This window comes from Croceitalea sp. W27, assembly GCF_055693185.1.
The window spans coordinates 3,049,185-3,063,915 of the sequence record NZ_CM146327.1 but is presented as its reverse complement, the minus strand read 5'-3'; the positions used below and the strand labels follow the sequence as shown (position 1 = coordinate 3,063,915).

13 protein-coding genes are annotated in these 14,731 nt (G+C 37.4%); 11 read left to right on the top strand and 2 right to left on the bottom strand.

Annotated features, from left to right (window positions below):
* Positions 1 to 35: 35 nt before the first annotated feature.
* Positions 36 to 1,013, bottom strand: coding sequence for a pyruvate dehydrogenase complex E1 component subunit beta (locus tag ACZ1GR_RS13795; protein WP_377767334.1), 978 nt, complete (start codon positions 1,011 to 1,013; stop codon positions 36 to 38).
* A gap of 169 nt (positions 1,014 to 1,182) precedes the next feature.
* Between ACZ1GR_RS13795 and ACZ1GR_RS13790 the strand changes: the two genes are divergently transcribed.
* The 6 genes from ACZ1GR_RS13790 to ACZ1GR_RS13765 all read left to right on the top strand — a co-directional run bounded on the left by ACZ1GR_RS13790 (position 1,183) and on the right by ACZ1GR_RS13765 (position 7,283).
* Positions 1,183 to 1,929: an electron transfer flavoprotein subunit beta/FixA family protein gene (locus ACZ1GR_RS13790; RefSeq protein ID WP_377767336.1), complete on the top strand. Its 747-nt coding sequence runs from the start codon at positions 1,183 to 1,185 to the stop codon at positions 1,927 to 1,929.
* Positions 1,930 to 1,972: 43 nt separating this feature from the next.
* Entirely contained in the window at positions 1,973 to 2,941 is a 969-nt protein-coding gene (locus ACZ1GR_RS13785; protein WP_472609506.1) for an electron transfer flavoprotein subunit alpha/FixB family protein, read from the top strand.
* Between the two features lie 91 nt (positions 2,942 to 3,032).
* Positions 3,033 to 3,659 (top strand): bifunctional nuclease family protein, encoded by a 627-nt coding sequence (locus ACZ1GR_RS13780; protein WP_472609505.1) that lies wholly within the window; start codon positions 3,033 to 3,035, stop codon positions 3,657 to 3,659.
* 14 nt (positions 3,660 to 3,673) lie between these two features.
* Positions 3,674 to 5,128 carry a NupC/NupG family nucleoside CNT transporter gene (locus ACZ1GR_RS13775; protein ID WP_472609504.1) on the top strand — a complete coding sequence of 485 codons (1,455 nt, stop codon included), beginning with the start codon at positions 3,674 to 3,676 and terminating at the stop codon, positions 5,126 to 5,128.
* A 151-nt stretch (positions 5,129 to 5,279) separates the two neighbouring features.
* Positions 5,280 to 6,104 (top strand): thymidylate synthase, encoded by an 825-nt coding sequence (locus ACZ1GR_RS13770; protein ID WP_472609503.1) that lies wholly within the window; start codon positions 5,280 to 5,282, stop codon positions 6,102 to 6,104.
* Between the two features lie 186 nt (positions 6,105 to 6,290).
* Complete coding sequence (locus tag ACZ1GR_RS13765; protein ID WP_472609502.1) at positions 6,291 to 7,283, top strand: HNH endonuclease; 993 nt, start codon at positions 6,291 to 6,293, stop codon at positions 7,281 to 7,283.
* A gap of 101 nt (positions 7,284 to 7,384) precedes the next feature.
* On the opposite strand, the gene ACZ1GR_RS13760 is transcribed toward ACZ1GR_RS13765, so the two are convergent.
* A complete protein-coding gene (locus tag ACZ1GR_RS13760; RefSeq protein WP_472609501.1) occupies positions 7,385 to 9,796 on the bottom strand; it encodes a hypothetical protein in 2,412 nt (803 codons plus the stop codon).
* Positions 9,797 to 10,021: 225 nt separating this feature from the next.
* On the opposite strand from ACZ1GR_RS13760, the gene ACZ1GR_RS13755 reads away from it, so the two are divergent.
* From ACZ1GR_RS13755 to ACZ1GR_RS13735, 5 genes are all read left to right on the top strand, one after another.
* Positions 10,022 to 10,726, top strand: coding sequence for a response regulator transcription factor (locus ACZ1GR_RS13755; protein ID WP_377767345.1), 705 nt, complete (start codon positions 10,022 to 10,024; stop codon positions 10,724 to 10,726).
* Positions 10,723 to 12,216, top strand: coding sequence for a sensor histidine kinase (locus ACZ1GR_RS13750; protein WP_472609500.1), 1,494 nt, complete (start codon positions 10,723 to 10,725; stop codon positions 12,214 to 12,216). The genes ACZ1GR_RS13755 and ACZ1GR_RS13750 overlap by 4 nt, the downstream gene beginning before the upstream one ends.
* Positions 12,217 to 12,278: 62 nt before the next feature.
* Positions 12,279 to 13,439, top strand: coding sequence for an ergothioneine biosynthesis protein EgtB (gene egtB / locus ACZ1GR_RS13745; RefSeq protein ID WP_472611821.1), 1,161 nt, complete (start codon positions 12,279 to 12,281; stop codon positions 13,437 to 13,439).
* Between the two features lie 16 nt (positions 13,440 to 13,455).
* Positions 13,456 to 14,430 (top strand): L-histidine N(alpha)-methyltransferase, encoded by a 975-nt coding sequence (gene egtD, locus ACZ1GR_RS13740; protein ID WP_472609499.1) that lies wholly within the window; start codon positions 13,456 to 13,458, stop codon positions 14,428 to 14,430.
* Entirely contained in the window at positions 14,427 to 14,708 is a 282-nt protein-coding gene (locus ACZ1GR_RS13735; RefSeq protein ID WP_472609498.1) for a DUF427 domain-containing protein, read from the top strand. Before egtD ends, ACZ1GR_RS13735 begins: the two co-directional genes overlap by 4 nt.
* Positions 14,709 to 14,731: the final 23 nt, after the last annotated feature.

The following is a 14,731-nucleotide window of genomic DNA, read 5'->3' as shown; positions in this document are numbered from 1 at the left end:
CGACGAGGCTAATATACCTTACAAATATTGCTATTTTATTTATATAACACTTTCTTAACAGCTTTGATAACATCTTCACTGTTAGGTAACCATTCTGCCAAAAGTACTGGAGAATAAGGGGCGGGTGTATCCGCTGTGTTAATTTTTACAATTGGTGCATCGAGATAATCAAAGGCCTTATCTTGAACATGATAGATGATTTCGGTAGATACATTTCCGAAAGGCCATGCTTCTTCTAAAATTACCATTCTATTTGTCTTTTTTACCGAATTAATGATTGCATTAATGTCCATAGGACGCACAGTACGCAAGTCTATAATTTCGCAACTTACACCATCTTTCTCTAATTCGTCAGCCGCTTTGTATGCTTCTTTGATAATTTTCCCGAATGAAACAATGGTCACATCGGTGCCTTCTCTCTTGATATCGGCAACCCCTATAGGAATCGTATAATCTCCTTCGGGTACTTCACCTTTATCCCCATACATCTGTTCAGACTCCATAAAAATTACTGGATCATCATCTCTTATAGCAGCTTTTAAAAGTCCTTTGGCATCAGCCGGGTTTGACGGAACTACCACTTTTAGACCAGGGCAGTTCGCATACCAGCTTTCAAAAGCTTGTGAGTGCGTTGCCGCCAATTGGCCAGCAGAAGCAGTTGGACCCCTAAAAACAATAGGGCAGGCAAATTGCCCCCCTGACATTTGTCTAATCTTTGCCGCATTATTGATTATTTGATCTATACCGACCAGTGCAAAGTTAAAGGTCATAAACTCAATAATCGGTCTATTGCCCAACATTGCCGAACCAACCCCGATACCAGCAAACCCGAGTTCAGAAATTGGGGTATCAATAACACGTTCTGCACCAAACTCATCTAACATTCCTTTAGATGCCTTGTAAGCACCATTGTATTCAGCAACTTCTTCACCCATTAAATAAATACTGTCATCACTTCGCATCTCTTCTGACATGGCTTCGCAAATCGCTTCTCTAAATTGTAGTGTCTTCATATGTTCGTTAAAGGAGTCTTATATATTGTAAAAATGCAAGCAAAAATAGCAAATTATATAGGAATAGTTGCGCTCTAAATTTTAAAAAAAAGAACATTATTTGCTATGCATGCATAGTAAATTTAAGTTTTAATGGTTATCTTTACGCAGTAAAATTTTAGATAAACCTATGAAGATTTTAGTTTGCATTAGCAATGTGCCAGACACTACTTCCAAAATTAATTTTACGGAAGGTGACACTAAATTTGATACCAACGGAGTACAGTTTGTAATTAACCCGAATGATGAATTCGGACTTACCCGTGCCATGTGGTTTAAAGAAAAACAGGGCGCTACCGTACACGTAGCAAATGTAGGCGGTGCACAGACAGAACCAACTATAAGAAAAGCATTGGCAATTGGTGCTGATGAAGCCATTCGCATAAATGCCGAACCAAAAGATGGTTTTTTTGTTGCCAGACAACTTGCCGAAGTAGTAAAAAACGGAGGATACGATTTGGTAATTGCAGGAAGGGAATCCATTGATTATAATGGCGGTATGGTACCTGGTATCTTGGCCACTTTATTGGACATGAATTTTGTCAATACCTGTATCGAATTGGAAGTCGATGGCAATGAAGCAACCGCAACTCGTGAAATAGATGGCGGAAAAGAAAAGATAAAGACTTCGTTACCGCTTGTAATCGGAGGGCAAAAGGGATTGGTGGAAGAGAGTGATTTGCGTATTCCGAACATGAGAGGAATTATGATGGCACGAAAAAAAGCCCTTAATGTCGTAGAGCCAATTGATGCCCCGAGCCCAACTACGGATAAAAAGTTTGAAAAACCAGCTGCAAAAGGACCTGTGAAGTTGGTTGACGCAGGAAACGTAAGTGAATTGGTGAGTCTATTACATAACGAAGCTAAAGTGATTTAAGCATTCTGAACTTGATTCGGAATCTAAAAACAAAATTTATAAAATGTCAGTACTCGTATATACAGAAACAGATAAAGGAAAATTCAAAAAGAACGCCTTAGAAGTAGCTTCTTACGCCCATGCTGTTGCCGCACAATTAGGAACAACAGTTACCGCAGTAGCTATCAATGCAGATGACAGTGCCTCTTTGGGTGCATATGGGGTTAGTAAAATCTTGAATGTTTCCGATAGCAAATTGGACACTTTCACTGCCAAAGCTTATGCCAATTGTATTACCCAGGCCGCAGAAGCAGAAAGTGCACAAGTAATTATAGTAAGCTCAAGTGCAGATAGCCGTTTTTTAAGTGGAATTTTAGCTGCAAAATTAAATGCAGGCTATGTTCCTAATGTCGTTGCCGCGCCAGAAAGCACAAGTCCTTTTGTTGTAAAAAGAACCGCATTTAGCAATAAAGGCTTTGCGCATACAGAAATCGATGCTGAAACCAAGATAATCGGTCTCTCCAACAATGCTTTTGGCATCGCAGAAAATACTACAACCGCCTCGGTAGAAGATTTTTCGGCGGCAATCAACGATAACGACTTCGGAGCTAAATCTATAGAAATTGATCGAGTTGTCGGAAAGGCAACAATTGCAGATGCGGATATTGTGGTTTCTGCCGGTCGTGGTTTAAAAGGTCCTGAAAATTGGGGAATGGTAGAAGAACTGGCCGATGTTTTAGGTGCAGCTACGGCTTGCTCAAAACCGGTATCCGATTTAGGCTGGAGACCTCATGGAGAGCATGTTGGTCAAACTGGAAAGCCAGTCGCCAGTAACTTATATATTGCTATCGGAATTTCGGGGGCAATTCAGCATTTAGCGGGTGTAAGTTCTTCAAAAACTAAGGTGGTTATCAATAATGACCCTGAAGCACCTTTCTTCAAAGCCGCCGATTATGGTATTGTTGGTGATGCTTTTGAGGTAGTACCGGAACTCATTGAAAAATTAAAAGAATTTAAAGCACAAAACGCTTAATTTTTGTTAATTTGCCCCATTCAAGGGGCTGTTCAAATAGATAGTCGCTCTATGTATTTGAACAGCCTTTTTTGGTTTCTACAAGATATCTATGAGTTTAGTTAGATTAAAGATAAAGGGAATATCATATAGCCAAACGCAAAATGGTGCCTACGCCCTTATTTTAAATGAAGTTGAAGGCGATAGAAAACTTCCTATTGTTATTGGTGCTTTTGAAGCCCAGTCCATTGCAATTGCCTTAGAGAAAGAAATAAAACCGCCAAGACCTTTAACACACGATCTTTTTAAAAATTTTTCTGATCGATTTGACATTGTGGTCAAACAGGTTATCATTCATAAGTTGGTAGACGGTGTCTTTTACTCTAGCGTTATTTGTGAGCGAGAAAATGTTGAAGAAATTATAGATGCAAGAACTAGCGATGCCATTGCATTAGCTTTGCGTTTTAATGCTCCTATTTTTACTTACAAGACAATCTTGGACAAAGCAGGTATTTTCTTGAAATTTTCTTCAAAAGAAAAAGAAGAAAATAGTGACGACAGCATTGTTGTCGATGAAATTCTTCAAGAAGGTGAAACGGTCGAAATTGAGTCTGATGCAGGCGGAGGTTATCGGGAACTAACGGTCGATGAACTCCATAAAGAATTAGATAAGGCGGTGGCCAATGAAGATTACGAAAAAGCCGCAAAACTTCGTGACGAAATATCCAAACGTAACTAACCAACTCTCTTTTTATGAAATCTATCGGAATTTGGATACTCATTTTATGTTGTTTTACCACATTCCAAATTTCAGGACAAGAATTGGCGGTTATAGACAGTCTGCAAACAGCGATTCAAACAAATTCCCTCGAAAATAATACCATTCCCGAAGTAGTTCCCAATCAAGGCTTTTCATTTAATAGTTTATGGAGAGGGGTTTTAGGCATGCTTGTTTTAGTACTGATTGCTTTTTTATTCAGCGCGAACAGACGCGCTATCAATTGGAAAACTGTAGGTATTGGCCTTGGGCTTCAACTAATAATCGCAGTTGGCGTCTTAAAGGTTCGCTTTGTTCAAATCATATTCGAGTGGATTGGCGAACGTTTTATAGACATCTTGGAGTTTACAAGGGCGGGAAGCAAATTTTTATTTGAAGGATTGGTCGTTGATATGGATACCTTCGGATACATCTTCGCCTTTCAGGTATTACCAACAATCATTTTCTTTTCCGCATTAACCTCAGTATTATTTTATCTTGGAATTATTCAAAAAGTGGTAAAAGCACTAGCTTGGCTGCTGACAAAATCACTTGGAATTTCAGGAGCGGAAAGTTTATCTATTGCAGGCAATATTTTTTTAGGACAGACCGAAGCACCACTTTTGATAAAGGCGTACCTAGAGAAAATGAACAAATCTGAGATTCTCTTGGTAATGATTGGCGGAATGGCAACTGTAGCTGGGGCTGTTTTGGCAGCTTATATTGGCTTTTTGGGGGGTGACGACCCTGAATTACAACTAATTTTTGCCAAGCATTTGCTTGCAGCATCCGTAATGGCTGCACCAGGAGCTATCGTCATTTCCAAAATATTATATCCGCAAACGGAAAAAATCAATACAGATGTAAAAGTCTCTCAAGATAAAATAGGTTCTAATATTTTAGACGCTATTGCAAATGGTACTACCGAAGGCTTAAAACTAGCAGTAAATGTCGGGGCAATGCTTTTAGTCTTTGTTGCTTTTATTGCCATGATCAATGGCATTTTAGATGGTGTGGGCAATTGGACTTCTTTAAACGATTGGATTGCTGCAAACTCCGCTTACGAGAAGTTTTCTTTGGAAGCTATTTTAGGAACCATATTTGCCCCGTTAATGTGGCTCATTGGGGTTTCAAATGAAGATACTATGCTTATGGGGCAGTTACTAGGCATAAAACTAGCCGCAAGTGAATTCATTGGGTATATACAACTTGCCGAATTAAAAAATATGAGTAATGCAACTCATTTCACTTACAACAAATCTGTAATCATGGCCACCTATATGCTTTGCGGATTTGCAAATTTTGCTTCTATAGGAATACAGATTGGCGGTATTGGTTCTTTAGCTCCCGGACAACGAAAAACGCTTTCAGAATTTGGTATGAAAGCCGTACTTGGCGGATCTTTAGCCTCACTACTTTCTGCAACTATTGCCGGAATGATATTGGGGTAACGCCCCTAACCCCCAAATGGGGAACTTTGTTCCCTAAAGTTGATAAATGGTTTATAACCAAACTTATTTTTAAGGTTTAAATAGCATCAATACTATTATTTTAGCATCAAAATAAGAATTTCTCCCCTTTGGGGAGACGGAAGAGGGTCTTATGAAACAATACCATGACTTACTAAAATATGTTTTAGAACACGGAAATCAAAAAGGAGACCGCACAGGTACAGGAACGAAAAGTGTTTTTGGTTACCAAATGCGTTTTGACCTATCGGAAGGTTTCCCCATGGTTACCACTAAAAAGCTTCACTTAAAATCCATAGTTCATGAGTTATTATGGTTTTTAAAAGGTGATACCAATATTGAATATCTTAAAGAAAATGGAGTTCGTATCTGGAATGAATGGGCAGATGAAAATGGAGATTTGGGGCCGGTTTATGGCCACCAATGGCGTAACTGGAACAGTGAAGAAATAGATCAAATTAAGGAAGTTATTCACAGCTTAAAACATAACCCAAATAGTAGAAGAATGTTGGTCTCTGCTTGGAACCCCAGTGTATTACCGGACACTTCTGTTTCTTTCTCGGAAAATGTGGCCAATGGTAAAGCGGCTTTACCTCCTTGCCACGCATTCTTTCAGTTTTATGTTGCCGATGGCAAGTTAAGTTGTCAACTATACCAACGTAGTGCCGACATTTTTTTAGGTGTTCCATTCAACATTGCTTCTTATGCCTTATTTACGATGATGATGGCACAGGTATGCGGTTATGAGGCTGGGGATTTTATCCACACCTTTGGTGATGCCCATATATACAATAACCATATGGAGCAGGTAGAACTACAACTGTCTCGCGAGCCTAGACCCTTACCTAAAATGGTTCTAAATCCTGAAGTAAAAAGCATTTTTGATTTTACTTTTGAGGACTTTACCCTTGTAGATTATAACCCGCATCCGCATATCAAAGGGGTGGTAGCGGTATAATATCAATATTAAATTCCTTACTACTATTCATTGCATCGTTTATTTGAACTTTAAAAAAGGTAATGTAGTCGTTGTATTTTTCACGATGTCTATTAGATACCACTACAATAAAAATATTTATTTGTAAGATTTTTTACTGATATTTATCAGAAGTAACATATTTTAAAAACTACTTTAACCTATAGTATGAAACTTAAAATATTAATTTGGGGATTAGTCTTTTTTAGTCTTAGTAGTTATTCCCAAGAGACTTATAAAGTTGGAAATACCGAATACTATTATGATTTAGTTTATGTATCAACGGGGAGACCAATGGTTAAACGCAGTGCGGCAAATAAAAATGAGTTTTTAAAATCTAAAGGATATTCAGAACTCCCTTATGGTTATGAGATTGATCATATAATACCATTATCTGAAGGTGGAACAGATGACCCTAGTAATATGCAATTACTAACAATAAACCAACATAAAAGAAAAACTGCCAGAGAAAGAAAAAATCGAAGTAAGTCAACAACTGGCATATTTAAAAATGGTTATTATTCAAATTCTACATATGCAAACAAATTCACTTCGAGTAATAATTCTTATCGAAAAGACGAAAAAGGAAGATTGATTTACAAAGGGAACGGAGGTGGTGAGTATTATTATAATAGAAGCGGACGAAAAAAATATATCAAGACAAAGAATACTCCAAACCAAAATCTGTTTTATATACTAAACACGCCTTACCCAACTATTAAAACCAAAAACCGTATAAAGTATTCTAATGCATTTGGTGAGGAATATTTCATAATGCCCACAAGAAAGAATTCATTAACGAAAAGAAATGAGACTAAATCTAAGTATTTTATATCTAGTCCTAAATCAAATAGAATAATTCATACTGGACCACGTGGGGGAAAATATTATATTAATTCAAATGGAAATAAAATCTATGTAAAAAATAAGTCCACATACGGAGTACCAAAAAATTCAACATCTAGAACAATTCATACTGGATCGCGAGGTGGAAAATATTATATCAATTCGAATGGAAATAAAACTTATTTAAAAAGCAAGTCCACATACAGAGCATCAAGAAACAGTGCTACAAGTAGAATACTTCATACCGGTTCTCGTGGTGGAACATATTACATAAACTCAAATGGGAATAAGACCTACGTTAAAAAGAAAAACTAAGGAATGATTATGAAATAAAGCCAAGTAAATTAAAAAAAGCCCAAACTTTCGCTTGGGCTTCCAATCAAAAACAAAACACTTTAATTCTCTTTTTCAGTGAATTAATGTACTTTTCTAGTCACCATGATAAAATTTGACAAATCAAAACTACCCTCTAAATCGGCAGCATTTTTACCAGCTTCCAAACCTGATATTTCACCCTCATAAGTTAAGTGCCATATATAGCAAATACCTACGCCCGCAGCATCAAAATCTACACCTTCAACTGCCTCTAATGTTGGTGGTAAACCTAAAATGTTCTTCGCATCGTCAGTGATTACATAAGTTTGATTACTTCCTGTAAGATCAGTATCATCTAAATAGATACCACTAACCATATCAGGAGTTCCGTCAACTATAAATTCAAAAGGGCCACCTTTTAAAACACCTGCATCTAAAGCAGCTCGATTAACGACCACGAAATTGGATAAATCAAACTGACCAGATAAACCATCTAAGTTGTTGCCTGCTTCCAATCCTTCTAAACCAGTGGAGTATGTTAGATGATAAATGTAGCATGATCCAACTCCGGCACCATCAAAATCGACTCCTTTAACCGCATCTAAGGTTGGAGGAATACCTAAAATGTTCTTAGAATCATCGGTAATCACATAGGTTTGCTTATCTCCGTTCAATTCAGAATCATCCAAATAAATATTCGTCACCATATCCGGGGTTCCGTCTACCACAAAATCATATGGTCCTCCATTCAGTTTTCCTGCATTTAATGGATTACGGTTAACCACTACAAAATTAGAAAGGTCAAACTCACCAGAAAGTCCATCTAAATTATTGCCTGCTTCCAAACCTGCTAAGTCAACAGAGTAAGTCAAATGGTAGATATAACAAGATCCTACTCCTGCACCATCAAAATCTACTCCTTTAACAGCATCCAGTGTTGGGGGAATGCCTAAAATGTTTTTAGCATCATCCGTGATAACGTAAGTCTGTTTATCACCATTTAATTCGGAAGTATCTAAAGAAATGTTTTGCACCATATCTGGCACCCCATCAACTACGAAATTATATGGCCCGCCATTTAATTTACCTGCATTTAGAGCATTGCGATTAACAACTACAAAATTAGAAAGTCCAAAATTACCTGTTAAGCCTTCCAGATTATTTCCAGCCGCTAGGCCTTCAAGACCAGTAGAATAGGTCAAGTGATAAATATAGCAAGAACCAGTGCCCGCGCCGTCAAAGTCGACACCCGCTACTGCTTCTAATGTAGGAGGAATACCCAAAATATTCTTGGCATCATCGGTAATTACATACGTCTGTTTATCACCGTTTAATCCAGTATCATCGAGTGTTATACCGCTTACCATATCTGGGATACCATCAACAACAAAATCATATGGCCCACCATTTAACGTACCAGCATTTAGGGTATTTCTGTTGACCACCACAAAATTTGATAATCCAAAATTTCCTGTTAAACCATCTAAATTATTACCCGCTTCCAAACCTTCGAGTTCTGCTGAATAGGTTAGATGGTAGATATAACATGAACCGACACCAGCGCCATCAAAATCAACACCTTTAACTGCTTCAAGTGTAGGAGGAATGCCCAATATATTTTTGGCATCATCAGTAATCACATAGGTTTGCTTATCTCCGTTTAATTCAGAATCATCCAATGAAATCTCACTTACCATATCTGGAATTCCGTCTACGACGAATTCATATGGTCCACCTAATAAAACCCCAGCATTAAGCGCATTTCTGTTGACCACCACAAAATTGGAAAGATTAAAATTACCGTCTAGATTCTCTAAGTTCTCTCCTCCTTCAAGTCCGTTCAATTGACCTGAATAGGTTAGATGGTAGATATAACAAGATCCAACTCCGGCACCATCGAAATCAACACCTTCAACAGCCTCTAAGGTTGGGGGCAAACCAAGAATATTCTTTGCATTATCAGTAATGACATAGGTCTGAGTTTCTCCGTTCAATTCAGTATCATCCAAAGTGATACCACTTACCATATCTGGCACACCATCTACGGCAAACTCAAACGGGCCTCCAACTAATACCCCAGCATTCAATGATGAACGTTCAACTACAATGAAGTTGGAAAGATCAAAATCACCCGCTAAATCATCTAAATTCTCACCTACTTCACGTCCGGTCAATCCTTCCTCATAAGTAATATGATAGATATAGCACGAGCCTGCACCGGCGGTATCAAAATCTACACCTTCAACAGCATCTAATGTTGGTGGCAAACCAAGAATATTCTTCTCATCATCAGTAATAACATAACCCTGAATACTACCGGTTAAGTTGGTATCGTCCAAAATAATTCCACTTACCATGTCTGGCTCGCCATCAACGGTAAAAGAAAAAGGTCCGCCTGATAATTCTCCAGCGTTTAGCGTAACCGCTCCATTATCATCATCGTTTTCATCTGCACATCCTAAGAGCAAAATGCCCAGAGAAAATATGCTTGCAATTGTTTTTAAGTTGTTCATCTTTCTAGTGTTTTTAAATTTTAGTCAAAGAAAGTTTGAACATGTTGCAGAAATATCACGTAAAATTCAATTTTTATTACATGCTGATTTTTAGATATTTACAATTATTTTAAAGTATGAAGTGCAAGAAAAACATAGTTTTATCGACTCTATACAAAGTCAATCATAATTTTTAGTTCCAAACCGTGAACTTTTCGTGAAGTTTTACCCTTTATTTCGTTGCGCATGAAAAATGTATTGATTATTGAAGATGATTTAGAAATCATTCACTTGTTAGAAATACACTTGAAAGATTTGGGCTGCTCGATAACCTCGGCAACACAGGGGGACGACGGGCTTCGTAAAGCTATTGAGCAAGTTCCTGACCTTATTATTTTGGATGTAATGCTTCCGGAAATGGATGGTATCGAAGTATGCCAAAAGATCAGGGCCAATAATGTGCAGTCTCCCATAATAATGCTCACCGCTCGTTCTGAAGAAATTGACAAGGTGTTGGGACTAGAGGTCGGTGCCGACGATTATTTAACTAAACCTTTTAGTGTAAGGGAATTTATTGCTCGTGTTAAAGCCATTTTTAGAAGGGAAAAAATGTCGGTCAAAGAAGAAGTGAACACCACAAGTGAAAAAATTATGCATTTTCAAAATTTGTCGGTTGATGTTGAAATGCGAAAGGTAGTTCTTAACGGTATTAAAGTAGAACTCTCGCCCAAAGAATTTGAATTGTTGGTTTTACTATCCTCGAACCCAGGAAAAAGTTATGACCGTACCAAATTGTTAAATCTAATTTGGGGTTACGATTTTAAAGGGTACGAGCATACAGTCAACTCTCACATCAACCGGCTACGCTCTAAAATAGAACCCGATATGAGCAATCCTAAATTTATTTTAACCACATGGGGAGTGGGTTATAAATTCAATGAAGAATTATGAGCAACAGCATACTTTCAAATAGATTGGTTAAAAAATTAACGCTCTCATTCTTAGCTATCCTATTATTGGCAGGATTGGGCTATACCATCGCCACTATTTACCTATCCAATCAATATTTTTACGAAACCACTCAAAGACTGCATGCTAATCTTGCCCAAGATTTAATTGACGAAAAATTTGTTGATGCAAGTCCAATTGATAGTGCAGGAGCTATAAACAAAGCCTTGTTTGGTGATATCATGCATGATATGATGGCCGTAAACCGAGCTATTGAGGTATATCTATTGGATATGGATGGCCATGTACAATACTCTGTGGTTTTAGACCATAATGCTCCCGAAACCAATCAAAAAAGAATTTCGCTAGAACCGATTAAAGCGTTCATTAATTCTAAGGGTCAAAATTATATTCTTGGTGATGACCCTAAAAATCTTGACAATAAGAAAGTGTTTTCAGCTGCTAAATTTAACAAGGGTGAAAAAGAGGGGTACATTTATATTGTTCTGGCCGGGGAAGAATACTTAACTACCAGAGCATCTTTATTTAATAGCTATGTACTCAAATTAGGATTAGGCTCCTTAGCAGTAACACTCTTTTTTGCGGCAATACTTGGTGTTTTATCCGTATGGTATCTTACCAAAAATTTACGCGAACTGGTGTTTGCCGCCAAACGCTTTCAACAAGGTGACCTTGAGTATCGTATTAAAGATGCTGAAAAAAGTGACTTAGCCGGCGTTACCACTACCTATAATGAAATGGCAGAAACCATTCTGGGAGACATTGATAAAATTAAATCTGTAGAGAAATTGCGAAGGGAGCTCATTGCAAATATCTCCCATGATTTAAGAACACCTCTTTCCATTATTCAAGGGTATATCGAAACGCTTCAAATGAAGGATGAGGACTTATCAAAAAAAGAGCGTCTAGACTATCTAAAAACCATTAATGCCAGTGGCGAAAGACTCTCAAAACTTATTGCCCAGTTATTTGAATATTCAAAATTAGAAGCAAACCAAATTGAGCCTCAAAAGGAGCCCTTTTTAATCAGTGAGTTGGCGAATGACATCCATAGAAATTACGCTCTTTTGGCAGAACAAAAAAATATCAATCTAAAACTAGAGATGGGTAAAGGAATACCGTTGGTGTTTGCCGACATTTCTTTGGTTGAGAGAGCCATTCAAAATTTAATGGATAATGCGCTAAAATTCACACCTAAAAATGGAGAGGTTATTGTGCAAATAACGCCAAAAAATAATGACGTTGAAATCACCATAAAAGATTCTGGCCCTGGCATAAAACAAGAAAACCAAGCATTGATTTTTGAACGCTATAGGCAAACCAAAACTGGCCAACGAAAAGAAGGTGCGGGGCTTGGATTGGCCATTGTAAAAAAGATTGTAGAATTACACAATGCAAGCATAAATGTACTAAGTAAACCCAATGAGGGCACATCATTTAGTTTTAGTCTACCTATTTACCAAATGGCCTAAAAAATAGTAATTGCGCTCGTTTGAACGTAGACATTTCTTTATCTTTAGGTAAAATTGCCTGCATGATTGCCATTGATAATCTCCTTGAGTTCTTTCTTGAAACTCGAAAGCATTCCGAAATCATATGTGAACCTCTTGAAACTGAAGACTATGTGGTTCAGCCCATTATCGATGTTAGTCCACCGAAATGGCATTTAGGGCATACTACCTGGTTTTTTGAAGAATTTATCTTAAAGCCTCACGTAGATAATTATCAAATTTTTGATGCGGATTTCTCTTTTGTTTTCAATAGCTATTATGAGACCGTAGGTAAGCGCGTAGTTCGCTCAGATCGCGGAAACATGAGCCGACCATCCGTCAAAAAAGTATTTGAATATCGAAACTACGTTACCCAAGCCATCAAAAAAATGTTTGAGTCGGAGCAGACAAAAAACTTGAACGACTTACTTGAGATTGGCATTCATCATGAAAAGCAACATCAAGAATTATTGCTGACCGATATTAAATATATTCTGGGCAATAACCCGCTACTACCAGCGTATTCAAACGAATTTGTAGAACACCCTGTTGAAAATCATCCACAAGATTGGATTTCTGTAGAAGAAGGCATCTATGAGATAGGCCATAATTCCAATAATTTCTGTTATGACAATGAACTGGGCAGGCATAAAATATACTTGAACAGTTACCAGATTTCAAACAAACTGGTCACGAATGAAGAGTTTATTCAATTCATCGAGGCCAAAGGATATCAAAAATTTGATTTATGGCATGCAGAAGGTTGGGATTGGGTAAACCAAAACAAGATTACAGCTCCACTTTATTGGTATAAAATAGAAGGTGAATGGTATCATTACACTTACGCTGGCCTTAAAAAAATTGCTAGTAATACACCAATTACCCATATATCGTATTTTGAAGCTTTTGCCTTTGCCCAATGGAAAGGTTTACGACTACCAACTGAATTTGAATGGGAAGCTGCACAAAATTATTTTCCATGGGGGAAAAGATGGGAATGGACAGAGAGTGCTTATCTCCCATATCCCAATTACAAAAAAGCAGATGGCGCTTTGGGCGAATACAACGGTAAATTTATGGTAAGTCAAAAAGTATTGCGTGGAAATTCCGTGGCCACACCTAATAAGCATAGTAGACCAACCTACAGGAATTTTTTTCACCCAAACCTAAGATGGCAGTTTACCGGATTAAGGTTAGCCAAATAATCACGACAAAAAATAAATGCAAGATAAATCCACTGTATTAACCTCAGCTTTTGAGCAAGAAGTCTATGATGGCCTAACAGCCCAACCAAAGTATTTATCCTCAAAATATTTTTATGATGAAATTGGTGATAAGCTATTTCAAGATATCATGGCGATGCCAGAATATTATCTTACTGATAGTGAGTTTAGTATTCTAGACCGTCATAAAGAAAAAATAGCTTCCATTTTTAATTTTGACAAAGAGCCCTTTAGTTTATTTGAGTTGGGCGCAGGAGATGGTAAAAAAACTAAAATTCTGTTAAGGCATTTTTCTGAAAAAGATATTGATTTTGATTACAGGCCTATCGATATCAGTCAGAATGCCCTAGACCAACTTGAGGCTTCCGTAACAAAAGAATTGCCAAATGTAGAAATAAACACCCTACAAGGTACTTATTTTGAAACGCTCGCCAATATTGGCGAAAGTCATGCCAAACGAAAGGTAATTCTGTTTTTAGGATCCAACATCGGTAATTTGTTGCATCCTCAGGCCATTTCTTTTTTGCAGAGTATGCAAGAAGTGCTCAATGATGATGATTTAATTTTTATGGGCTTTGACCAAAAGAAAAACCCGCAAACCATTTTAGATGCCTATAATGATAAAACTGGTATTACAGAGGCGTTCAATAAAAATGTACTGACCCGAATCAATACTGAAATGAACGGAAATTTTGATTTGGATAAATTTCTGCATTGGGAGGTTTACGACCCTGAAACGGGTACGGCAAAAAGCTATTTGGTATCTAAAGAAAACCAAACGGTGTATATCAAATCACTTGATTTAGAAGTCAATTTTAAAGCTTGGGAAACAATTCATACCGAAATCTCACAAAAATATGATGACGAGGTAGTAACGTGGCTAGCGAACGAGGCAGGCCTTCAGATTGAAAATCAATTTAGTGATGAACATGAATTTTATAAAAATTACATCTTTAAAAAGAAAATACAATGAAAGCAATCTGGAACAATACCGTAATTGCGGAAAGTGATAATACTTTGGTTATCGAAAACAACCATTACTTTCCTGCTGAGAGTATCAAAAAAGAATATTTTAAAACAAGTGACACGCATACCAACTGCCCTTGGAAAGGCATGGCCTCATATTATTCCATTGAGGTCGATGGCAAAGTGAATACCGATGCCGCTTGGTACTACCCCGAAACAAGTGAATTGGCCAAACAAATTAAAGGCAGGGTCGCTTTTTGGAAAGGTGTAAGTGTAGAAAAATAAGCACCTCGTGATAAAATAAAAAA

Coding starts and splice junctions, on each gene's coding strand:
- ACZ1GR_RS13795 (WP_377767334.1), bottom strand. CDS start 1,013: ATGAAGACACTACAATTTAGAGAAGCGATTTGCGAAGCCATGTCAGAA.
- ACZ1GR_RS13790 (WP_377767336.1), top strand. CDS start 1,183: ATGAAGATTTTAGTTTGCATTAGCAATGTGCCAGACACTACTTCCAAA.
- ACZ1GR_RS13785 (WP_472609506.1), top strand. CDS start 1,973: ATGTCAGTACTCGTATATACAGAAACAGATAAAGGAAAATTCAAAAAG.
- ACZ1GR_RS13780 (WP_472609505.1), top strand. CDS start 3,033: ATGAGTTTAGTTAGATTAAAGATAAAGGGAATATCATATAGCCAAACG.
- ACZ1GR_RS13775 (WP_472609504.1), top strand. CDS start 3,674: ATGAAATCTATCGGAATTTGGATACTCATTTTATGTTGTTTTACCACA.
- ACZ1GR_RS13770 (WP_472609503.1), top strand. CDS start 5,280: ATGAAACAATACCATGACTTACTAAAATATGTTTTAGAACACGGAAAT.
- ACZ1GR_RS13765 (WP_472609502.1), top strand. CDS start 6,291: ATGAAACTTAAAATATTAATTTGGGGATTAGTCTTTTTTAGTCTTAGT.
- ACZ1GR_RS13760 (WP_472609501.1), bottom strand. CDS start 9,796: ATGAACAACTTAAAAACAATTGCAAGCATATTTTCTCTGGGCATTTTG.
- ACZ1GR_RS13755 (WP_377767345.1), top strand. CDS start 10,022: ATGAAAAATGTATTGATTATTGAAGATGATTTAGAAATCATTCACTTG.
- ACZ1GR_RS13750 (WP_472609500.1), top strand. CDS start 10,723: ATGAGCAACAGCATACTTTCAAATAGATTGGTTAAAAAATTAACGCTC.
- egtB (WP_472611821.1), top strand. CDS start 12,279: ATGATTGCCATTGATAATCTCCTTGAGTTCTTTCTTGAAACTCGAAAG.
- egtD (WP_472609499.1), top strand. CDS start 13,456: ATGCAAGATAAATCCACTGTATTAACCTCAGCTTTTGAGCAAGAAGTC.
- ACZ1GR_RS13735 (WP_472609498.1), top strand. CDS start 14,427: ATGAAAGCAATCTGGAACAATACCGTAATTGCGGAAAGTGATAATACT.